General features: G+C 25.9%; 20 protein-coding genes. 11 read left to right on the top strand and 9 right to left on the bottom strand.

Annotation, left to right across the window (positions count from 1 at the left end; genetic code table 11):
* Positions 1-627: 627 nt before the first annotated feature.
* The 3 genes from MBCUR_RS03255 (at position 628) to MBCUR_RS03245 (ending at position 2406) form a co-directional block, all read left to right on the top strand.
* Positions 628-1380 (top strand): archaeosine tRNA-ribosyltransferase, encoded by a 753-nt coding sequence (locus tag MBCUR_RS03255; protein WP_067090152.1) that lies wholly within the window; start codon positions 628-630, stop codon positions 1378-1380.
* A 112-nt stretch (positions 1381-1492) separates the two neighbouring features.
* Positions 1493-2002 carry a hypothetical protein gene (locus tag MBCUR_RS03250; RefSeq protein ID WP_067090149.1) on the top strand — a complete coding sequence of 170 codons (510 nt, stop codon included), beginning with the start codon at positions 1493-1495 and terminating at the stop codon, positions 2000-2002.
* Positions 2003-2103: 101 nt separating this feature from the next.
* Complete coding sequence (locus MBCUR_RS03245) at positions 2104-2406, top strand: hypothetical protein (RefSeq protein ID WP_067090146.1); 303 nt, start codon at positions 2104-2106, stop codon at positions 2404-2406.
* 100 nt (positions 2407-2506) lie between these two features.
* Here MBCUR_RS03245 and rpiA read toward each other — a convergent pair whose 3' ends face one another.
* The 3 genes from rpiA to MBCUR_RS03230 form a co-directional block, all read right to left on the bottom strand.
* On the bottom strand, positions 2507-3175 hold the full coding sequence (rpiA, locus tag MBCUR_RS03240) for a ribose-5-phosphate isomerase RpiA (RefSeq protein WP_067090142.1): 669 nt from the start codon (positions 3173-3175) through the stop codon (positions 2507-2509).
* A 36-nt stretch (positions 3176-3211) separates the two neighbouring features.
* On the bottom strand, positions 3212-3643 hold the full coding sequence (locus MBCUR_RS03235) for a UPF0179 family protein (protein WP_067090138.1): 432 nt from the start codon (positions 3641-3643) through the stop codon (positions 3212-3214).
* Positions 3644-3776: 133 nt separating this feature from the next.
* Positions 3777-4820: an NAD(P)-dependent glycerol-1-phosphate dehydrogenase gene (locus tag MBCUR_RS03230; RefSeq protein WP_067090135.1), complete on the bottom strand. Its 1044-nt coding sequence runs from the start codon at positions 4818-4820 to the stop codon at positions 3777-3779.
* A gap of 354 nt (positions 4821-5174) precedes the next feature.
* Between MBCUR_RS03230 and proS the strand changes: the two genes are divergently transcribed.
* The 3 genes from proS to thiD all read left to right on the top strand — a co-directional run bounded on the left by proS (position 5175) and on the right by thiD (position 8132).
* On the top strand, positions 5175-6572 hold the full coding sequence (proS, locus tag MBCUR_RS03225; RefSeq protein WP_067090132.1) for a proline--tRNA ligase: 1398 nt from the start codon (positions 5175-5177) through the stop codon (positions 6570-6572).
* Positions 6573-6604: 32 nt separating this feature from the next.
* The gene (gene cofC / locus MBCUR_RS03220) at positions 6605-7273 is read left to right on the top strand and encodes a 2-phospho-L-lactate guanylyltransferase (RefSeq protein WP_067090130.1); all 669 of its coding nucleotides are present in this window, start codon (positions 6605-6607) and stop codon (positions 7271-7273) included.
* A 127-nt stretch (positions 7274-7400) separates the two neighbouring features.
* Positions 7401-8132 carry a bifunctional hydroxymethylpyrimidine kinase/phosphomethylpyrimidine kinase gene (thiD, locus tag MBCUR_RS03215; RefSeq protein WP_067090126.1) on the top strand — a complete coding sequence of 244 codons (732 nt, stop codon included), beginning with the start codon at positions 7401-7403 and terminating at the stop codon, positions 8130-8132.
* Between the two features lie 363 nt (positions 8133-8495).
* Here thiD and MBCUR_RS03210 read toward each other — a convergent pair whose 3' ends face one another.
* Together MBCUR_RS03210 and serA are read right to left on the bottom strand one after the other, a co-directional pair.
* The gene (locus tag MBCUR_RS03210; protein WP_067090123.1) at positions 8496-10058 is read right to left on the bottom strand and encodes a pseudomurein-binding repeat-containing protein; all 1563 of its coding nucleotides are present in this window, start codon (positions 10056-10058) and stop codon (positions 8496-8498) included.
* A gap of 148 nt (positions 10059-10206) precedes the next feature.
* Positions 10207-11781: a phosphoglycerate dehydrogenase gene (gene serA, locus MBCUR_RS03205; RefSeq protein ID WP_067090120.1), complete on the bottom strand. Its 1575-nt coding sequence runs from the start codon at positions 11779-11781 to the stop codon at positions 10207-10209.
* A 356-nt stretch (positions 11782-12137) separates the two neighbouring features.
* Between serA and MBCUR_RS03200 the strand changes: the two genes are divergently transcribed.
* On the top strand, positions 12138-12941 hold the full coding sequence (locus MBCUR_RS03200) for a hypothetical protein (protein WP_245637277.1): 804 nt from the start codon (positions 12138-12140) through the stop codon (positions 12939-12941).
* An 80-nt stretch (positions 12942-13021) separates the two neighbouring features.
* On the opposite strand, the gene MBCUR_RS03195 is transcribed toward MBCUR_RS03200, so the two are convergent.
* Positions 13022-14059, bottom strand: a complete 1038-nt coding sequence (locus MBCUR_RS03195) for a transcriptional regulator (protein WP_067090118.1) — start codon at positions 14057-14059, stop codon at positions 13022-13024.
* 434 nt (positions 14060-14493) lie between these two features.
* Between MBCUR_RS03195 and MBCUR_RS03190 the strand changes: the two genes are divergently transcribed.
* The 3 genes from MBCUR_RS03190 (at position 14494) to MBCUR_RS03180 (ending at position 17647) form a co-directional block, all read left to right on the top strand.
* A complete protein-coding gene (locus tag MBCUR_RS03190) occupies positions 14494-15768 on the top strand; it encodes a TiaS agmantine-binding domain-containing protein (RefSeq protein WP_394329075.1) in 1275 nt (424 codons plus the stop codon).
* Positions 15769-15875: 107 nt separating this feature from the next.
* Complete coding sequence (locus tag MBCUR_RS03185) at positions 15876-16517, top strand: TfuA-related McrA-glycine thioamidation protein (RefSeq protein ID WP_067090112.1); 642 nt, start codon at positions 15876-15878, stop codon at positions 16515-16517.
* Between the two features lie 77 nt (positions 16518-16594).
* A complete protein-coding gene (locus tag MBCUR_RS03180) occupies positions 16595-17647 on the top strand; it encodes a 7-cyano-7-deazaguanine synthase (protein ID WP_067090109.1) in 1053 nt (350 codons plus the stop codon).
* A gap of 71 nt (positions 17648-17718) precedes the next feature.
* On the opposite strand, the gene MBCUR_RS03175 is transcribed toward MBCUR_RS03180, so the two are convergent.
* Together MBCUR_RS03175 and guaA are read right to left on the bottom strand one after the other, a co-directional pair.
* Positions 17719-18279: a hypothetical protein gene (locus MBCUR_RS03175; RefSeq protein ID WP_084269448.1), complete on the bottom strand. Its 561-nt coding sequence runs from the start codon at positions 18277-18279 to the stop codon at positions 17719-17721.
* Between the two features lie 722 nt (positions 18280-19001).
* The gene (gene guaA / locus MBCUR_RS03170; protein WP_067090106.1) at positions 19002-19925 is read right to left on the bottom strand and encodes a glutamine-hydrolyzing GMP synthase; all 924 of its coding nucleotides are present in this window, start codon (positions 19923-19925) and stop codon (positions 19002-19004) included.
* Between the two features lie 293 nt (positions 19926-20218).
* Here guaA and MBCUR_RS03165 point away from each other — a divergent pair, with 293 nt between their 5' ends.
* Positions 20219-20689: a helix-turn-helix domain-containing protein gene (locus MBCUR_RS03165; RefSeq protein ID WP_067090104.1), complete on the top strand. Its 471-nt coding sequence runs from the start codon at positions 20219-20221 to the stop codon at positions 20687-20689.
* Between the two features lie 708 nt (positions 20690-21397).
* Here MBCUR_RS03165 and lonB read toward each other — a convergent pair.
* Positions 21398-23296: an ATP-dependent protease LonB gene (gene lonB, locus MBCUR_RS03160; RefSeq protein WP_245637278.1), complete on the bottom strand. Its 1899-nt coding sequence runs from the start codon at positions 23294-23296 to the stop codon at positions 21398-21400.
* Positions 23297-23565 lie beyond the last annotated feature (269 nt).

The following is a 23565-nucleotide window of genomic DNA, read 5'->3' as shown; positions in this document are numbered from 1 at the left end:
GTTATATATAAACAAGTTTCTAAATAAATCAAATATAAAAATATATATCAATGGAAAAATAAATATAATAATGTATAATAAAAAAGCAAAACATGGACAAAAAAAGAAAACAAATTTAATACCTCAAAATTTAAAACACAATATTTCAGAGCAGTAATAAAATAAAAGAAAGCTAAATGCAATAAAAATATTAATTAAATGAAGCAAACAGAAAAAGAGTAAAAAGGATTTATTTTTTTGATTTAAAATTTTTTTTAAAAAGTAGAAGATGTCCCAATTATTTTTACTAAAATCATAATTTACTTTAATTCAGATTTAAAGGTTTAGTATTAATTAAAATTTAAATTATAAATTTATCAAAAAAAATTTTATAAAGTATAATGAAATTAGTAACTATGAAGCATTTAAATCTTTTTAAAAAGAATTGATTTCCTCAAATCTCTAAAAATTTCAACCATGAGACACCTTCAAAACAAAAATAAAAAAGCAAAATATTAAAAAAAATTAAAAATAAATTTTTTTAAATTTAAAAAAATATAAAAATCATAAAAATCATAAATATAAATTTATATAAAATATGATATTATTATATAACATTATTAAATTGTCTTAAAAAAAGGAAAGCATATGGAATTAGAAATAAAAATGCATGATGGACCTGGACGGTATGGAAAGCTTAATGGGGAAGAAACACCATTTTTACTTAATGATAAGGAATCAAATATAATTAAAAACCAAGGATCAGCTTATGATATTCAAAAAGAAATAGCTCAATGGTCAGTAAAACTTACAAATCAATATGCCAAAGAAGCAATTGAAAACAATGAAAAAAATTCACAAACTGCTATTGTGGTTGTTCAGGGATCCAAATACCTTGATTTAAGAATTAAAGCCATTAAAGAATTAGAAAATATGGGATATAGATCATTTTTAATAGCTAATGGTGATGATTTAATCTTACATCCACGAGATTTAGTTGATATGATTGTAAATTTAAGAGAAAATATTAATCCAAATAGTTCTTTAATGTTTTCATTTGCAGAAGCAAGTTTTATGCCTGTACTAAGTTATATGGGAATTGATGGATTTTTAACTGGATCCGACAATTATTACAGCTATTTAAATGTTTTAATGACTCCAACAAAAAATTATAATCTAAATCAATACAAATTACTGGAACTAAAAAGAAAAGAGCTTGAAATAAAAAATAAAAACACTTTAGACTTTGTTGTAAAGGAAATTAAAGAACATATTAAAAATGGAACACTAAGAAACTTAGTAGAAGAACGGTCAATGACATCTCCTCAAAATACAACTGCATTAAGATTATTAGACTCAAATTATCAAGAATATTTGCAAAAATATACTCAAATATATTAATAAATATAAAATAAACTTTAAATTCAGTTAAATTAATAAAAAAAAATACTAAAAATATTAGAAAAAAAAACTATAAAAAATATAAAAAAGTTATAAAAAAAGAGATGTTTGAATGAATGATAAAAAACTTATTGGAATAATCATTATAGCGATTATAATTTTTTTTGGAGTCTATATGTATTTCTCTGGAGAGTTAACAAGTGGAAACTGGGAAATTAAAGAAGTTAATGGATTAAAATTTAAAGTTCCAAATAATCTTGCAAATGGAAGTACATTTGGAGGAAATATAGTAGACGGAGTAAATACTGGATACAGCTATATTATTCAAGAACCCAAATTCATTGTAGAAGTCTATGATTTCAATGCAAATCAAACAAATGAAAACGATTCAAGCCAATGGCAAGAACAGTTAGATAAACTCTATCAAAACCCAACAGCAAATATTGAAGTGGCTCAAATAGATGGAAATGAAGTACAAACAATTGAAAATATTATTGGTGAAGGTAACATGTCTTATACCTTTTTTAAAGTTCAAAACAAAGAAATTTTAATCAAATGGGATAAAACCATAACTTTAGAAACAATTAAAGAGATAACAAAAAATTTTTATGAGTTAAATTAAAAATAAAAATATACTGTATTATTAAAATAATAGAAAAATTTAATTAATTATAAACTAAATATTAATTTACTAAAAAAAAAATAAATAAGAGTAATGATAAAATGAGCCAAAGTGATTTATCAAAATATAATACAAATTGTCCTGTTTGTGGAAAAAAAACAATTCAAATAAGAATAGGAAGAGCAAAATTAGCAATTTGTAGTGATATACTTCATTGTGATTATCATTCAATAGATGATATAAATTCAATAGTTATTAACCCTTCAGCTGAAAGATTAGAAAAAGAAAAAGAATGGTATGAAGATAGATATGCAAATTACAAGATAAAAGAAAAAGAAGAACAAAAAAGAAAATTTATTGCACAAGAAATGAAAAAGCTAAAAGAAAGAGAATTAAAAAAATAGATTAATTACAAAATAAGTAAAAATAGAAAAAAGTATAGAAATATAAAAATATAGAAATATACATATGTGAAAATATAAAGATATAAAAGCATGAAAAAAGTCATTTTAAAATCTTTACACCCTCAACAGTTCCAATTATTGCTTTGTCTGTCATTTGAGAAAAAATACCATTTTCTACAACTCCAGGAATAGAATTTAAATCTTTTTCTAAGGGTATTGGATTGTCAATTAATGGAAATTGAGCATCAACAATAAAATTCCCATTATCTGTAATAACTGGACCATCTTTGTACTTAGCCATTCGGATTTCAGGGTTTGCCCCCATATCATTTAAACTTGAAAAAACTGTTTTTACAGATTGAGGAATAATTTCAACAGGAACAGGAAACTTTCCTAATCTATCAACAAGCTTGCTTTCATCAGCAATTACAATAAATTTTTCAGCAGCATAATCTATTATCTTTTCTAAAGTATGTGCAGCTCCCCCACCTTTAATAAGATTTAAATTTGAATCAATTTCATCTGCACCATCTACTGAAACATCAATATCATGTTCATCTAAAGTTGTAATAGGTATTTTGCCTTTTTGTGCAAGCAAAAATGATTGGTAAGATGTTGGAACTCCTAAAATATTCAATTCTTCTTTTTCGTTTCTTTTTGCAAGTTCATTTATAAAATAATGTGTGGTAGAACCAGTTCCAAGACCAACAACCTGATTTTCTTTTATTTCATCAACTGCAACTAAAGCAGCCATTTTTTTAAAGTCCATATAAACACCATATCCAAAAAAATAATCAATAAGAATTTAAATTTTTAAAACAACTTTACTTAAACTTAAACCTTTTGCACATCCATCAACACGCTTTTCTAAAACTTTTTTTATGACTGTTTTATCTCCTTCTTTTAAGCCTTCAGGAAAACAAAAAGGTCTGTATACACACTGTAAATCACAATCTGGAGGATCATAAACAATTGAAGAACCTTCAAAACATTTTTTTGAACTAACATTAGTGACAATATCTGCTTTTTCAACTTCAACAGGTAAAACAAAGCCACCATCATGTATTAGGCAATTTTGTTTGTTATCTCTAACATTATTAATTATATAAGATCTACCTTCTTCTAAAGAACCTAAACAAGGGGCTTTAAATTTACACTCCTCACATTCCTCAGCAGGTCCATTAAATAAAAAAACCAAATCTTTTTTTGCTAAATGAGTTCCTATTAATGTTATCATAAAATTCCTCCAAAAATTATCAATAAAATAATATAATAAAACAATTAATGAAATAATAAAATAATAAAATAATAAAATTAAATAAAAATTAAATAATAAAAAATTTAAAATTTATTAAATAATATAAAAATAATTAAATAACTCCAGTTTTAACTGCTAAATTCTTAGCAGCGCTTCTTGAAAGCCCTCTATCACCTAAAATTGTGTATCTTTCTTTTCTAATATTATGTGCATTAGTTAATGCATCAATAATATCTTCTTCATCAATTCCTAATTCATGCGCATTTACAGGGGCACCCATTGTTTTTAAAGCATTTTTAATACATTGCCAATTCCCGCCATATAAAGCCATTATTAAAATAGTTCCAACACCACATTGGTGTCCATGAAGGGCTGGTTTTGAAGTTGTTTTATCTAAAGCATGGGAAAATTTATGTTCTGAACCACTGGCAGGTCTACTACTTCCAGCAATACTAATAGCTACTCCACTACTAATGAGAGATTTAACTACCATTCTTGCACTTTCTTCCAAATGAGGTTTAATTGAATCAGCAGATTGGATAATTAATTTTGCGGTCATTAAAGACAATGCAGCTGCAGATTCACTGTAATTATCATTTTGTAACCTTTTGGCTAATTGCCAATCTTTAATGGCAGTATAATTTGAAACAATGTCTGCACAGCCAGAAGATAATAACTCAAAAGGGGCACTTGAAATAATATTGGTGTCCGCAATAACTCCAATAGGCGATTGGGCTTTAAGGGATGTAGAACCATTAGAATCCTTAATTGAAGCTAAAGGAGAAGCTATTCCATCATGGGATCCAGTTGTTGGTGCCGAAATAAAGTCAATCCCTAAATTTGTAGATGCTAATTTAGCAACATCAATGACTTTACCTCCACCAACACCAATAATAAGTGAAAAACCTTTAGATTTCTCTTCAACCGCTTTAACAGAGTTCAAAGTGGCATCATTAATTTGAATTCTGTCAACATCATAACCATTGGATTCCAGACTATCTATAACTGATTTTCCTCCAATTTTATAGGTGTTTTTTCCAGAAACAACGATTATTTTACCGTCTACTCTTAAATCTCTACAAATTTGTCCAGTGCTATCAATTATATTAGAACCAATATGGACTTCACGAGGAAATTGAATTTTTTTTATAAACATAAGATTACCTAAAAATAGATTGTCTTAAGTATTTAATAAATTTTTTTATTTTTTTCCTCTGGAAATTTAAAAATAATAAAGAAAATAAAATTAAATTTTAAACTAAAAAAAATAAAATAAAATAAAAAAGAATTAAAAAAAAATTAAAAATGAATAAAAAAAATTAAAAAGAATTAAAATAAAATAAAATAAAATAAATGAAATAGAATATAAAAAATTAGTAAATAAATTAAAAATTTAAATAGATTAATATAGATATAACAATTATATAATAGAATATAAATTTTATTAATTGATATTTTATTTTTATTAAATAAATTAAGCAAATTATATTTTCTAAATAAAAGTGATAAAATGGAAGATTTTAGTAAGTGGTTCCATAATATATTAGACGAAGCAAAGATTATAGACTCAAGATATCCTATTAAAGGAATGAATGTCTGGTTAGCTAATGGATTTAAAATAAGAAAATACATGCTTGAAGCTTTAAGAGAACTGTTAGACAAAGACCATGATGAAACACTATTTCCACTGCTTGTTCCAGAAGAAGAATTAGCTAAAGAAGGAATTCATGTAAAAGGATTTGAAGAAGAAGTGTATTGGGTAACACATGGTGGAAAAAAAAAGCTAAATGAAAAATTAGCCATAAGGCCAACAAGTGAAACTGCAATTTACCCTATGTTTTCCCTTTGGGTTAGATCACATATTGATTTACCTATTAAACTTTATCAAGTTGTAAACACATTTAGATATGAAACTAAACATACAAGACCATTAATTAGAGTAAGAGAAATCACCACATTTAAAGAAGCTCATACAATCCATGCTACCAAAGAAGAAGCAGCAAAACAAGTTGAAGATGGAATTGATATATATAAAACAATTTTTAATAAACTTTCTATTCCATTTTTAATCTTAAAAAGACCTGTTTGGGACAAATTTCCTGGTGCTAATTACACAATGGCATTTGATACCTTGTTTCCAGATGGAAAAACATTACAAATAGGAACTGCCCATAATTTAGGAAGCACTTTTGCTAAAACATTTGAAATTAAATTTGAAAATGAAAATGGAGAACATGAATATCCTTATCAAACATGTTATGGTCTTTCTGATAGAGTAATAGCGGCTATTATAGCAATACACGGAGATGAAAAAGGTTTAGTTCTTCCTCCAATTGTTGCACCTAAACAGGTGACAATTATCCCAATAATTTTTAAAAAAGGGTCAGAAGAAGTAATCTCTAAAGCAAAAGAAATAGAAAAAAATTTAAAAAATAATGGCTTTAGAGTAAACATAGATGATAGAGATTTAAGACCTGGAAAGAAATTCTATGAAAGTGAGTTAAATGGAACTCCACTAAGAATTGAAATAGGTCCAAGAGACTTAGAAAACAATCAATTTATCATTACAAGAAGAGACAACTCTGAAAAATCAAGCTTTTCATTAGATGAAAATATAAGCAGTATTGTAGAAAGATTATTAAATGATATAACCACTTCTTTAAAAGAAAAAGGGGAAGAAAATCTTAAAAAACGCATTGTTGGGGTGAAATCCATGGACATAATTGAAAAAACTGTTTTAGATGGAAATATTGCTCAAATAAACTGGTGTGGAGAAGAAAGTTGTGGAAAAGCCATTGAAGAAGAAACAAACCTTGATATACTTGGTGAATATGGCAAATATTCTGGTGACTGTATACACTGCAAAAAACCAGCAAAATATACTGCTTTAATTTCTAAAACATATTAATAAATTAGAAAATAGGAAAAATAGGTAAAAATATGGAAGAACTTTATGTAATAATACCTGTTTCAAAATTTAAAGATGCTAAAACCCGATTATCTCCTTTTTTATCACAAAATGAAAGAGAAAATCTTTTAAAATCCATGTTAAAAGATGTAGTTGGTTATTTAAAAAATTTTATTGAAAATATTCTTATAGTTAGTAATGATGAAGATGTTTTAATCTATGCTAAAGAATTAGGAGCTGTCCCTCTAAAAGAAAATGAAAATTCAGATTTAAATCTTGGATTAAAACAATCCATGGAATTTTTAATGGATAAGTGCAAAAAAGTCCTAATTATTCCCTCTGATATTCCATTGATAAGCCATTCAAATATAAAAAATATTATAGATTCAAGCAAAAGCCATGATTTTATTATCTCTCCATCAAGAGGTGGAGGAACCAATAGCTTAATAATAAAACCATTAGCTATTGAAATGGTTTTTGGAGATTATAGTTTTTTTAAACATTATAAAAATGCAGTTAAAAATGATTTAAATCCTATTATTTATGATTCTTTCTTTTTATCATTAGATGTTAATACAATTGAAGATTTAGGGGAAATACTACTTCATGGGAAAGGAACAAATACAGAAAAGTACTTAAAAAGCTTGGATATAAAAGTTGATTCTATTCATGGCGCAGAAAGGCTAAAAGTATTTAGATAAATTTTATTATAACTCTAAAATTAGTATAAAAATAAATTATTACGAAAATAAAACTGGTATAAATAAAGCTTGCATAAGTAAAACTTGTATAAATAAAGCTTGTATAATTTAATAGTAAGGAAATTAAATGATAGGATTAACAATTGCTGGATTTGACCCATCGGGTGGTGCAGGAGTTTTAAGAGACATACATACATTTAGAGATTTAAATATCCATCCAACAGCTGTTGTAACTTCATTAACTGCTCAAAATCCCAATAAATTTTTTTCAACTTATCCCATTGGTGAAAAATATATAGAAGAACAAATTGATTCTATTTTTGATGAATATTCAATTGAATATGGAAAAACAGGCATGTTGTACAATGAAAAAATTGTGAAAAAAGCCCATAAAAAGTTAAAAGAGTATGATGTTAAATATGTGGTTGATCCTGTTATTGTTTCAAGTTCAGGAGGAGCTCTTTCAGATAAAACATTTATTAAATCATTGAAAAAAAAAATTTTAAATGACTCAATACTTACCACTCCAAATATTAAAGAAGCAGAGGATTTGAGCAATATTAAAATAAATTCTGCAGATGAAGCCATTGAAGCCAGTAGAATAATATCTAAACACACTAATGTCTTAATTACTGGAGGTCATTTAAATGGAATGAATGTTTTAAACATTGATGGAAAAATTGAAACCTTTAAAACCGAAATATTAAAAACAAATAGCACTCATGGAAGTGGATGTGGATTATCAGCAGCTATTACAGGATATTTAATAAAAGGCAATGATTTAAAAACTTCTATTAAACTGGCTAACAAATATATTTACAAACAGATAAAAAATTGCTGGTATGGCACATTAAGATAAAAAAAAGGAATTTTAATTAAAATAAAAAAAATGGGAGTGTCCCATAAATCGCTTTTTAGAAATTTTTATGAACTTAAGTTTTCATATGAATCTTTTAAATATAAAATAATATATAAAATATGTATTAATAAGCAGGATAAAATAATTATATTATTTATAATTCGATTTTAAAGGATTTATATTATTTAAATATATTATTTAAGTTTAAATTATATTTATTTATAAATATTATTTTTAAAAAGAATAAAATTTATATATTTATATAAAATTTAAAGATTTTAAATACTAAATATTTTTATTAAATTTTTTAAAAATATTAATTATGATACACTCTCGAATTATTAAAAAAAAAAAAAAAATGAGTTAAGAAATTTCTCTATAAACAACATTTAAATGGAAGTTAGAACTATTTCTATGTTCATAAGAACCAACAATATCAAAATCCATATCATGGTAAATACTTGTTGGATCATAGTAAACAAGCATTCCCTCAACTGAAGAGAAATAATTAATAATATTTGCAATTGCCGCCTGTTCATATTTTAAAACATTCCATTTACCATTGAAAAAATTCTGTATATGGACATTGTATCTTTGATATTTAAAACCAGAACCTGTTGGGTAAGCACCTACAACATAAATATCTGTACTGTTCATCATAACACTAAATGGAGAATAAATGGTAAGTTCTTTAACTTGTTCAATCAATGGCTCAACCCCAACTTTATTTTTATCAAGGTTAAATACATTGTAAACAGTCATAGGAACAAAAGACATGTATGTTGGAAGAGAACCATTAGATTCTAAAAGTAAAACATTAGAAAAACCATCAATCAATTGTAAAAATCCAATTCTACCTAAATCCGAGGATGCATAATTTGGTGCAACTCCATTGGATTTAATGAAATTAGAAACTCTTAAACTCAAGTCCAAATAGTTAGTCTTAGATAAATCTTTTTTAATATTTGTAGCCAATGGTGAAGAAGGTTGTTTAACAGTTATAACTGTAATATTAGAAATATCTTTATTATTAATGTTATTAATAGCTGTTGAAAGCAAATATAAATACTGAGCAGAATTATATTCTTTAGAACCAATAGTTATTGAATTTGGAAGTTTAAAATTGTGCTTATCCATATAATCTTTAAGATTAATAGCTACTAATTTAATCTCGTCAATACTTAAACTAATAGGTTTTGATGGAGTTGACGGAGCTGAAGGAAGTGATGGAGTTGAAGGTGTTGATGGAATTGAAGGAGTTGATATATTTGGTGGATTTGATGGAATTGAAGGAGTTGATGAAATTCTGTTATATACTGGAAGTTTTTTATTTATATTACTTGATGATTTGATGTTTAAAGTTAGATAATTAGGCAATCGATGAGTTATAGCAGCAACCACCTTAGAAAACCCATAAACAATAGTTTGAAATTGAATTTTGCCTAATTTTGTAGTAACATAATTTGGAGCAGCTCCATTTTTATTTATATTATTTATAACTGCATTTGCAACTTTAATGTAATCATTTTTTGTTAAACTTCCTTTAATAAGTTTACTTGAAGAAGGAGATTTTGGATTATTTATGTATTCAATATTAATTGAACCAGTTTTTCCATTTTTATAATTTAAAATAGCTTTAGACTGTAAATACAAAACATCCGACATAGCAACTTTATTTCCATTTATGGAAACATAATTAGGCAGGCGTCCATTTTTACTTACATATTTTTTTATGCTAACTGAAGCAGAATAAATCAATTTAAAAGAAACTTTAACATTTTTCTCTCCAGCTGCAAGATTGTGACTACTTTTAGAAACATTAGAAGAATTTAAAGCAGGACTTGTATTGGTTTTAGTAACATCTAATTTAGTACTATTATCAGAATTCAAATTATCGTTAGCAAAAACACTTCCAGTAAAAATCAAAGTGAAAGTGAAAAATAAAACTAAAAAGAAAAGAAATTTTTTTACTATAAAAAACCCTCCAAATTAAAAAATAAAATATTACAAAGTATAAAAAATAAAAAAAATTAAGAAAATATAAGAAAATATAAGAAAAATATAAAAACACTAACTAAAGTTTTAAAGCAAATGCTTCATGAACATTATCTAATGTTTTAATGGCTTCAGTAATTTTTTCAGGGATTTCATGATCAATAGTTAAGACCATGATAGCTTCTCCACCAATTTTATCTCTTCCTACTTGCATTGTACCAATATTAATTTCATATTTTCCTAATTGAGTACCAATAGCCCCTATTGTACCTGGAATATCCCTATATTTTGCTATAAACATATTTCCATCAGGTTTAACATCAACATTGTAGTCATTAATTTTAATTATTTTTGGCTCAAGAATTTCTGTTCCTTCAACATATAGAGAATCTTCATCTGTTGTTGCTTTAACTTTAATAACGGAATCATAAGTAGTAACATCACATTGCTTACCTTCAATAACAGCTATTCCTCTTGATTTAGCTATTGTAGGAGCATTAATTGTATTAACTGCACGATTCAAAACTGGAGCCAAAATTCCTTGTAAAATTGACCTTGTAAGAATTTCTTGATTGTCAATTTCAGCTAATTCTCCGCAGTAAATAATCTCTAATTCTTTGATTTTTCCAGTTATAGATTGAGAAATAAACTTACCCACCTTTTCACAAATATTTAAGTAAGGTTTAACAATTTGAAATGTAGCTGCATCAACAGCAGGTAAATTTAAAACATTTTTAGGGGTTTTGCCTTTAAAAACTTCCACAATCTCATCGGCAGCAATAATAGCAGCATCTCTTTGAGCTTCATTAGTAGAAGCAGCAATATGTGGAGTTAAAACAATATTATCCAATTCAAATAGTTTACTATCTTTAGGTGGCTCATTTTCATAGACATCTAAAGCAGCTCCGCCTATTTTATTTTCTTTTAATGCATTATAAAGGGCATCTTCATTTATTATCCCTCCACGTGCACAATTAACAATGAAAGCATTATCTTTCATTATTTCAAACTCTTCTTCATCAATTAAGTCTTTAGTTTCAGGAGTTAAAGGAACATGGATAGTAATAAAATCAGCTTCTTTTAATAAGTCATGGACTTCATTAACAAGTTCAACCCCCATATTTTTTGCAACTTCTGGAGGTAAATATGGATCATAAACAATTGCATCCATTTCAAATGCTTTGCAACGACTAACAACTTGAGAACCAATTCTTCCCATACCTAAAACCCCAAGAGTTTTGTTTTTAAGTTCAGTTCCCATAAATTTAGCTTTTTCCCATTTGTTGGATTTTACAGATTTATCTGCAATGGCTATTTTACGAGCAGAAGTCAATATAAGTCCCATTGTGTGTTCTGCTACTGTAACAGTAGTAGATTCTGCCGTATTTACAACCATTATCCCCTTTTTTGTAGCAGCATCAACATCTACATTATCTACTCCTACACCTGCTCTAGCAATGATTTTAAGGTTGTCAGCTTTTTCAATTATCTCTTTGGTAAGTTTTGTTCTACTTCTAACTACTATTGCATCATATTGATCAATTGTTTTAATTAACTCCTCTGGAGTGATTTTTGTGTCAACAATTACATCAGCAACTTCTTTTAAATTTTCTACACCTTTTTCATCTATGGAATCTGCAATAAGAACTTTCATAATCTCACCATTAAATATTATATTTTATAAACTGTTATTAAAATAAATTAAATAGAATGATTTAAGTTAAATTAAATAAAATGATTTAAGTTAAATTAAATAAAATGAATTAAATATGATTAATTTAATAAAATTAATATAATAACTTAACTAAACAAAATTTAAATATTAACTAAATTGCAATTATTATTTAATAACTTGTCATAATGACAATATTAATTTAAAATTTATATATTAATAATATATAATTACTATTATATAATTATTTAGAAAAAATAAGTAGATTAAATATATAAAAAAAAACTAAAAAAACTTAATTAAAAAAATTTAATTTAAAAAAAAAACTAAAAAAAAAGGTGAATCTTATTTTAGAAGGTAAATTAAAAATTAAAGACAAAGAAATTTCAAAAATATTATTAGGAACTGCTCCATTTACTGCAGAAGGATATTTTGGACATCGATCACGGCTTTATCAATTGGATTTATATGATAATCCAGAAAATATAGCTAAAATAATCATAAAATCATATGAATTAGGAATTAGAGGAATAAATCTTAATACTGATCCTATTTTACTTAAAGCGTACGACATAGCCATTGAAAATGGTGTTAAAATGGATGTTGTTGGAATTATAGGAAAAAGTGATGTCAACTACATGTTTCCAGATTTTGAAAAGGCTAAAAAGGCAAATTGGAGTGATGATTTAGAAAAATTACTCAGATATAAACCTTCAATAATATTAATAGATGAATTTATTGTAGATAGCTATGATTGGGAGTTATTAAGTGAAATTTTAGGAAAAATTAATGAAAAAGGAGCAATAGCTGGATTAATAAGCTCATTTCCATTTAAAACAACAAAAAAACTGTTAAATTCTCCAATTTTAGATTTATTCCAAATATATATGATACCTGTTAATAAACTTGGATACATGTTAGATACAGATACATTTTTAGAAAAAGAGAGAAAGGAATTAAAAGATTTAGTAAGTAAATTAAATAAAACCATAATAATTAATAAGATATTAGCTGCAGGGGTTCAAAGCCCAGAAGAAGGATTTGAATTTCTAAAAACCTTAGATTATGCAAATATGATTTGTATAGGAATATCATCAGAAAAAGAAGCTATTTATAATTTTAATTTATTAAAAAATCTTTAATTCCAAAAAATAGAAAACAAGAATTTAAAAAAAATAAAAAAATAAAATAAAGGGTGAAATAGTAGAAAATAGAATAAATATTATGAATCCTCACGTTCTTTAACTATTTTCAAAAATTCATTGGTATTTTCAAGTTCTTTGATTTCCCATGAACTAATCACAGGAATACCATCAAAAGACACCTTAAATTTCTCATCATTTATTATAAAAAATGATTGAGAACCAGTGACTAAAGACAAATCTTTTAAACTAATAGCTACTTTTTGCATAGTTCTTTCAGACATGTTTTCTTCTAAACTAGTTATAAATGAACTATTTAACTTTTTACCTTCGATTTTAGCCAATGCATCAAAAGGTGTTTTTTTAGTGGATATAACACCTAAACCTAAATCCTCTAAATTTTTTGTTTTATCATGAAATAAATCTTTAGAAAAATCATTTTTTAAATTTTTTTGGGGATTAATAGAAGAATTAACATCGGAATTAATAGAAGAATTAAAATTAGATTCAAAATTTTCTTCCTTTATTTCAAATTGTTTTGGCTTAAAAACATCAATGTCTAAAGTAATCTTCATGTTTAATAGCTCCTCTAAAAGCATTGTTGTTTCAGTGTTGGCACGAGATAAGTTGTTTTCATAGTTATATATTGTTTCTCTTGAAACTTTAACTAAGTCAGCTAACTCCTTAAGAGAAAAGGAATAATCATTTCTAAATTCTTTTAAAATATTTCCATCAATTTGTACATAGTATCCACCTCTATCAGAGAGGACTTCAGGATATTCTCCATGGACAATAATATTTTTTAATGTTTCAAGTCCAATAGCTGATACTCCATGTCTTTCGTAAACTACTCCATCTTCTAAAAGTGAATTTTTAGATTTTAAACCTACAAGAAGTGGTGATGCAAAAAAAGTATTAGATATTTTCTTTATTTCATGAACATGAGACCCATTAACCGAGTCTATGTTGACCAACACTTTTAACAAAAGCAAAAGGAAATTTTTCCTTGCAAACATGTCAAAGCAACTTTTTCCATAGACATTTGATGTTTTAAATCCTTCTTCATCTAATAAATTATTAATTTCAGAAATAATCTTGTTTTTATCATTTAAAACCATAAAATACCTTCATTTAGAAAAAATTAAGCTATTGAGTGTAAAAAAATGAATTATAAAAATAATATGAAATAAAAAAAATATGAATTATAAAAATAATATGAAATAATAAAAATATGAATTATAAAAAATATAAAACATAAACATTTAATAAAAAAAACAAAAAATATAAACATTATATGTTGAAAAATTTAATAAAATTAAAATATTATTAAAATATTATTAAAATATTACTAAAATAAATTAGATATATATTAATTAAAATATAATAAAATAATATTTAATATATATTTATTAAAATATAAATTTTTTGAATAAACTTTTCTTTAAAGTAAGTATTTAAAATAAATATTTAAAATTAGATTTTTTAAAAACAAAGTGAAATATAGATTTAAAAATAACCATTAATACCTTAATTTCTTTATCAGGTGGTTTAAATAAAATATCTTTATGTAGGAATTGATGATACTGATTCTCCAGATGGAATGTGTACAACATACCTTGGATGGAAAATAATTGAAGAATTAAAGGAGAATAAGATTGAAATAGATGGTTTTCCAAGATTAATAAGATTAAATCCATTTGTAAGATTTAAAACAAGGGGAAATGGGGCAGTATCATTTAGAATAGCTATTGATGAAAAAGACACTGAAAAAATTGATTTAGTAAAAAAAATCGTTTTAAAAAACATAAAGGAACTATCAGAACTTGATTGTGAAAACACAAACCCTGGAGTGGTTTTTTATATTGGTGATATTACTGAAGAAATGATAAACTACTCAATGAAAGCAATTCACAGCATACTAACAATAGAAGATGCTGAAAAACTCTCAAACAAAATAAATGCTGAAATTTACAAGATAAAAAAAGGAAGAGGGATTATAGGTTCACTTGCTGCAATATCTTGCCATTTAAATGACTTTACTTACGAAATTTTAACTTATAGATCATCAAAGAACTATGGAAAAAAAAGAAAAATAAATAAAAAATCGATTTATAAAATGGATGAAAAAACTTATCCTTTAACATTTGAAAATATAGATGGTAAATATATAGCTATTGAACCACATACCTCTTGCCCTATTCTTTATGGAATAAGAGGAGAAAATATGGATATTTTAAAAATAGCTAAAGATATTGTTGAAGTTGAAGAAGAAATTAAAGGAAGTATAATTTATAAAACAAATCAACACACAGATATTCATATTCAAAAAGCAGACAAAATTTCTAATATGGAAAAATATTCTTGTTACAGTGTTAGTGGATATTTAAAAAACGACCCTCATATAATAGAAGGTGGACATGTTTTTTTCACATTAAAAGATGAAAGTGGAGAAATTGAAGCTGCAGCATATGAGCCAACAAAGAATTTTAGAAAAATTATAAAAAAATTGATAAAAGGAGACCAAATAAAACTTTTTGGTGGGATTGGTTGTGGTGGAACATTTAACATAGAGAAAATCAAAATATTGGACTTGAATAAAAAAATTAAATATGAAAATCCAAAATGTCATTGCGGTAAAAAAATGACCTCAGCAGGTTTAAATAAAGGATTTAAATGTAAAAAATGTGGATTTAAAGACCCAAACGGTAAAAAAATAGCTATTGAAGAAGAAAGAGATTTAGAGGAAAAATTTTACGAAACTCCAGTAATGGCAAGACGACATTTAGCAAAGCCATTAATTAGAATGAAAAACTTAAATGATAATTAACACTTAATAAACCATAGTTAACAAATCTAATAATTAGTAAAATCAAATTAATAAAAATAAATTAATAAAAATAAATTAATAAATTAGCTAGATAAAAAAGGATTAAAATGAAAAATAAAAAGATTATAATATTTACAGGACCATCAATTACTAAAAATGAAGCATCAAAAATATTAGATGCTGATTACAGAGGACCAGTGAAAAGAAACGATATTAAACAAGTCAATAGTGAAAACCCAGACATTATAGGAATTATTGATGGTGTTTTTCATCAAAATCCAGCTGTTGGACATAAAGAAATAATGGCTGCTTTAAATAAAGGAATTATGGTTGTAGGATCAAGTAGTATGGGAGCACTACGTGCAGCAGAATTAGATTCATTTGGAATGATCGGAATAGGATATGTTTATGAAAAATATAGAGATGGAGAAATAGAGTCTGATGATGATGTTGTTTTAACATTTACAGAAGATGACTACATCCATTGTTCAGAAGCTTTAATAACTATAGAATATTCATTTAAAGAAGCAAAAGAAAATGGCATAATTAATGAAAAGGAGTACAATACTCTTTATTCTACTGCAAAATCACTATTTTATCCTAAAAGAAATTATCCTCTAATTTTACATAAAGCCAAATTAAATGAAAAAACAAAAATAAATTTAGAAAAATTCATTGACCAAACTGTGGATATAAAAAAACAGGATGCAATAAAACTTTTAGAATACATTAAAAATATTAATTTATAATATAAAATAGTGAATATTAAACTTAAACATATTAAACTTAAATATATTAAAATGATTAATTGATTGTTAGTGAAAATATGGATTTTAATAAAAAAATTGAAAAAATAGAAGAAATAATAAAGAATAAAAAAGTCATAATATCTTTTTCAGGAGGTGCTGATAGCACTTTAATAAGTTATTTTGCTAAAAAATATTCATCAAATGTAAAAACAATCACTTTTGACAATGGAATAATGGGAGATGACTTTTTAGAAAGTTTAAATAAAGTAATAAGCTATTTGAATATCGATAACACAATAATCAAAGAAAATTTATTAAAAAACAAAAAATTTATTGAAAATAAGGAGGATAGATGTTTTATTTGTAGAAATAAAATGTATTCTATGATATTTGAATATATTAAAGATGAAGAATATGATATTCTCATTGATGGAACAAATATTACTGATCTTTTAGAAGATAGACCAGGACTAATGGTGAACTACGAAAAAGGAATTATAAGTCCATTTGTAATAGCAGGTCTAGAAAAAGAAGAAATTTTAAACTTTTTAATGGAAAATAATATCCCCTTTTCCAAATCAACAAGCTGTTTAGGGACTAGAATAGCTAAAGGTGAAAAAATAAACATGAAAAAAATAAACATGATAAAATATAGTGAAAATTTTATTAAACACCTAACAAAATCAGACTATGTGCGAGTTAGAACAATTAATGAAACAGGAATAATTGAGTTAGATAATATTGAGCCATTATTGAGCAAAGATACTCTAAAACTAGTTGAAAATGAATTAAAAGGTGTTAACTTTAAAAAAATAGCTTTAAATATTGAATTCCAAAAAGAGAATAAAAATGAATTGGTAATATATAAGCCATGTAAAGACGAGGCAAATAAAATCATGTTTGAAAATGAGCTTCCTTATAACATAAACATTGAAGAAACATGTGAAAATTTAAAAGCAATTGGAGAGGTTAAATGTTCATCAAAAATGGGGGTTGGGATGCTTGAAATTGATGGAAAAAATATTACTTTTTTTGAAAAAGGAAAAATAGTAGCAAGAAAGGTTGAAAACAAAGAAAATGCCAAAAATTTACTTATTAAAGTTTTACCATTAATTAGGAGAAAATTATAACTCTATTTTTTAAAACATGTGGCACTAAATCAAAAAAAATAAAAAAAAAGAAAAGAAAAAAAGAAAATAACTTAAATCTCTTTTTGAACAACAGTATCAATTCTTCTTCTAAAACTGGTGATTTTAGAAATATTGTCTCTTAAATCTATTCCTTCAAGAGATATTAAGTTCCCAATTATTTCAAATTCAGCATCATCTGCTTGAACTTTATGAATATTAATTCTAATAGAAGAAGATTCTTCTAACTCATCATTTGTAGATAATTTATACTCTAAAAACAATTTATTGTGTGGAAAAACATTCATTATTGATCTTTTTATTGTTTGACCTAATAAATCTAAAAAGTTTTCAACAACAGGAAGATGTTCTCTCCAATAGTATCCTAAAAGAAATTTAACCTGAATGTCATGTTCAGAAAATCTTTTTCCACTTTTAGCTATTACTATAATCGATGATCTATTAGATTTTATTATTAATTTACGACCTACATTAGAGTCATACTTCTCAATTTGTGACAGATTAATATTATTTTTGTCCACATCATTATCATGGGACTGTGAAGAATTATTTAAATTGTCTTGACTATTTAATTCATTGGTAGTTTCATTATCAAAGTTGTCATCTGAACCCATAGTTCTTCTTCCTATAAAAAGATTAAAAATGAAAATAAATATAAAAAATAATAATTATAATTGTATTGATTTATAATTGTATTGAGTTATAATTATATTGATTACAGATTAATATATTAATAATATATAAGTTTATATTTATAAAATTTTCTAAAAATATCCATTTCTGTCAAGTTAAGAAATGTTTTCTATTTTTCCTTTATTTTTCTATTTTTGCTAAATATTCTTTTTTAATTCATTTTTGAATTAAAATATTTTTATATTAGTTTTTATTGGAGCATTATCTTTTGTTACTAATTTAAATATATTTTAACATTAAATTTAAATATTATAAATCTCATATTTATTAAATATAATATTAATCTATTTTCACTTGTATTTATATTTTTTAAATAGTTTTATTTTCTTTTTTCCAAAATTATCTAAATTTATTTGAATATAGGAGATTTAAAGTTGATAAAATCATGTTAAATGAGATTAAAAAGTTTAATAAATAAAGAAATAGGAAAATTTTAATTTAGTAAAAAATAAATTTAGTCACGATCATAAAATGTCTTTTTAAGATGATATTTTTTATATTCTTGAAAATAAAATTTAAAACAACAGTTTTAGAGATTGAAAGCTATTTTAATGAAAAATTTGAAGGTTATGAGATAGTATAATTAAACAAGAATTGTCTGAACAAAAAGCACTTTTAGATTGAAATATTTTAAAAAAATTGCTTATTCAAATTCAATTGTACTTGGAGGTTTATCACTAACAGACAAAGTCACATGAGTAATTTCTTTAACTTCAGAAGTTATTCTTTTAGAAATAGTTTTAATCAAATCCCATGGTAATTCTGGAACCATAGCAGTCATTGCATCAATTGAGGATACCATTCTAATAACAAATAAATATCCAAAGTCTCTTTGATCACCTTTAACACCAGTAACCTTTGAATCAGTTAAAACACCGAAATACTGCCATAAGTTTTTATTAAACCCAGATTTTTCAACTTCCTCAGATATTATATGATTCCCCATTTTTGAAATAGCTATTTTTTCTCTTGTAAGTTCACCTAAGACCCTAACAGCTAAACCTGGACCAGGGAAAGGCTGACGATGAATTAACTTTTCAGGAAGACCTAATTCCAAGCCTAACTCCCTTACTTCATCTTTGTAAAGATCTCGAATTGGTTCTAAAACATCTAAAACCATTCCATTTGGAAGAGCCAAATTATGGTGTGTTTTAATACCCCCACCACTTTCAATCCAATCTGGAGCAATTGTTCCTTGAACTAAATATTTAGCTTGGATTTTTTCAGCTTCTCTTTGGAATACATCAATAAAAACTTTACCTATAATTTTTCTTTTCTCTTCTGCATCATTGACTCCTTTAAGAGCAGATAAAAATTCATCACTTCCATCAACAGAAATAAACTTTAATCTATTTTCAAAAGTTTCACAAACCTCTTCGACTTCACCTTCTCTCATTAATCCATTATCAACGAAAATAGCTGTTAATTGATTGCCAATAGCTTCTTTAACCAAGACAGAACAAACAGAGCTATCAACACCACCAGAAAGAGCAATTATAACTTTTTCATTCCCAATTTCTTCCCTTAAATTTTTAATAGTTTCTTTAATAAACTTCTCGTTATTCATTTAAATTATTCCTTTTTATTGAAAATGATTTGATAAAATATCATCATGCCAATTATTTATATTCTAAATAATCATTTTTATTTATCTTAATAATATTATATAAAAATTATGAAAATAATTCTTTCATATAGCGATAATGTTCCTTTTATTTAATGATATATTTATATATTAAAGAGTACATATAATAATAATAATAATAATAATAATAATAATAATAATAATAATAAAAATAAAAATAAAAATAAAAATAATAAAAATAACAATATAATTAGTTTTGCTTTTGGTGATTGTTTATGGGTAAAAGAGATCCTAAATCTAAATTTACAGATATTTCTTGTCCAAATGAAGAATGTGATGATTATGGTAAGGCAAATAATCAAAATATTGTTGGAAATGGAACTTATATGACAAAAAATGGTAAGGTTCAACAATTTAAGTGTAAAACTTGCAACAAAAGCTTTATTTCTAATTCTAATACTATTTTATATGATTTAAGAACCGACGAGAACATTGTGTTTTTAGCTTTAAAAATGATTCTTAAAGGAATGAGTTTAAGAGGAACTGCAGAATCTTTAGAAGTTAAATTTGATACTATTCGTCGATGGTTGAAAATTGCAGCAGAACATAGTGAAAAGGTCAATAAAGTCTTAATGAGAGATTTAAATGTAGATAAAGCAGAACTTGATGAATTATGGGTTTTTGTTAAAGAAAACCGTTTCCGTGAATGGGCTGAAAAAAAGAAAAAGAAAGATGGGTCTGATTAAGCTTTGACCCCAAACACAAAATAATTTTAGTAGCACATCTAGGAGAATGAGGCAAAAATCATCTATAAACATTAATAAATAAATAAATAAATACATCGAAACGATACAACCACACCCAATAATAAAAAAATGGAAAACTTCAAAAGCCAAATTTAAAACATTTTAAGGAATTAAATTATGCACAATAAATTAAAACAAAAAAAGACTAAGTCAAAAAACAAGATCCTACTCCAAAAAAGATGAATGGCTCAAAAAACCTTAAATCCATATAAATCCACATATAATTTCATAAAAACACACCATTCAGTCAAAAAAAGAGAATATAAAGAAAGTAAGAAATAATGTATGGAAAAAACATGACAAAATAACTCCAATAATGTTTATAGAATTAACAGGTCATACATTGTCTTTAAAATAGCTGTTAACATATCCCTATCACAAAACATGATAAAATAAAAAGGTCATTATCACATGGCATAAAATACTAGTTAAAAATTAAAAACTCCTGAAGCAATTAAAAAATTGGAAATATAAAGAAATTGTAAAAATAAAAAAAGAAAAAATAAAAATAAAAAATTAAAGCAAAAAATAAAAAATTATAAAACTATAAAACTATAAAATTATAAAATTAAAAAAGTTATAAAACCAAAAAAAGAAAATATAAAAAATAATAGCATGAAACTAATTTAAATAGAAAAAAAATAAAAGTTAATGAGAATTAGGATGATTAGTTGTACTTAAAGGATTTTTAGGCACACTTTGAACAACTTTAGTTCCTATTTTCTTCATTTTTTCAATTAAATTGTTTTTCTTAGAACCTTCAATTAAAATATTTTCTAAAACATCACTTAAGGTGTCAACAGGAATTATTTCAACTAAATCTTCATATCTCTTTTCAATCATAACATCCTTTAAATTAGAACGTGGGATAATTACTCTTTTCATTCCAGCATCAGCTGCCGCTTCAATTTTAGCTGTTGCACCACCAATAGGCAATACATCTCCCCTAACACTTAAAGAACCAGTTAAAGCAACAGATTGATCAGCAGGGATTTCCTCAATAGCTGAAATAACAGCAGCTGCTATTGAAACACTTGCACTGTCTCCTTCAACACCATCATAGGTTTGTAAAAACTGAACATGGATATCATACTGAGAAATATCTGTTCCTGTGTGTTTTTTAATTAATGCAGAAACATTTTGAACTGATTCACGGGCAATTTCACCTAACTTTCCTGTTGCAATAATTTTACCCTCGCGTTTACTTTGAGCAGGTGCAGCTTCAGCAGCTATTGGAGAAACTAAACCACTTCTATCACCAATAACAGCTAAGCCATTAACTATTCCAATTTTTCCACCTTCAGGATTGAAAACACTGTATTCTTTACGTTGAATTATATATCTATCAGATATTTGTTGTTCTAAGGTTCTTGAATACCTTTTAGCTTCAGTAACATGTTTTGAAGTGACAATTTTTGCTCCTTCCTCAGTTGCAACATCACCAGCAGCCCTAACAAGACCACCAAGGTCTCTTAATTTCAAAGTTAAAGATTCTTTTTGGCCAGATCTACGTTTAGCTTCACGTATAATTTCATCTAATGCATCTGGAGCAAAATGAGGAATTCTACCATCATTTTTAACCTCTTGAGCAACAAATTGGATTATTTTTTCCCTATTCTCATCTGTGTCTTTCATTGAATCTTTCATAAAGACTTCATATCCATATCCTCTGATTCTTGAACGCATAGCAATATGCATGCCTTCTAAAATTTGAATATTACCAGAAGCAACAAGTACAAAGTCACATGGAACTGGTTGAGAAGCAACCATTGCACCACTACTAGTTTCACTTTGACCAGTAATAGAATATTTTTTATCTTGCATTGCAGATAATAGCTCCTGTTGAGTTTTCATACTCATGGTACCAATTTCATCAATGTATAAAACTCCTTTGTTGGCTTTATGAATCATACCTGGCTCAACACGCTCATGAGCAGGAGTTCCAAGACCACCAGATTGATATGGATCGTGGCGAACATCACCAAGTAAAGCACCAGCATGGGCACCAGTAGCATTAATAAATGGGGCAAATCTTTTATCGTGATTGTTTACTAATAATTTAGGAGCATTTGAAACATTTTTGTGTTTTATTTGCATAGAGATGAAAAATATGAATATACAACCAATTATAGCCCACATTATTCCCCCTTGACTTTGATAGTAAAATCCTAAACCTAATACACCAACCATTGCAAGTAAAGTAATTAATGTCTTTTTCTCATCATAACCTCTTTCAGAAGATTTATTTAGCATTACTACTTTTTTACCCTCACCTGCAGGAACAGGTCGTATTAACGGATTATTAGAATCATCAGGGTTTGGATAAACCAATATATCTTGTAAAATTTCAGGAGGCAATAGCTCAGCCATTGCTTTAGCCAACATGGACTTACCTACACCTGGCTCCCCAATGAGTAAAACATTTCTTCTTTGTTTTGCTGCCTTTTTAATAGTTTCTATTGACTCTTCATGCCCAATAACTTGATCAATAAGTAAATTAGGAACTTCAATTTCTTGGGTGCCTTTTAAGTTCCCATAGTTTAACATTGGTTGATTATCGTTTAAATCAGAATCAACAATTATTTCATTATTGCCGTTATTATTGTCACTATTTTGATTATTATTGTTATTACTATTTTGATTATTATTGTTATTACTATTTTGATTATTGCTGTTATTAATATTATTATTTTGGTTTAAATCATTCTCTTCTTTATTTTCTATGTTTTGATTCTCATTTATGGGTTGGTTGTTATTAGAATCCATTAAATACCTCTTACAATTATTTTTTAAGAAATTTGAATAAATAATAAATG

It is taken from the genome of Methanobrevibacter curvatus, from assembly GCF_001639295.1.
GTDB classification, from domain to species: Archaea; Methanobacteriota; Methanobacteria; order Methanobacteriales; family Methanobacteriaceae; genus Methanoflexus; species Methanoflexus curvatus.
Note: the sequence above shows the minus strand (reverse complement) of the source record. Positions and strands in the feature narration are given on the sequence as shown.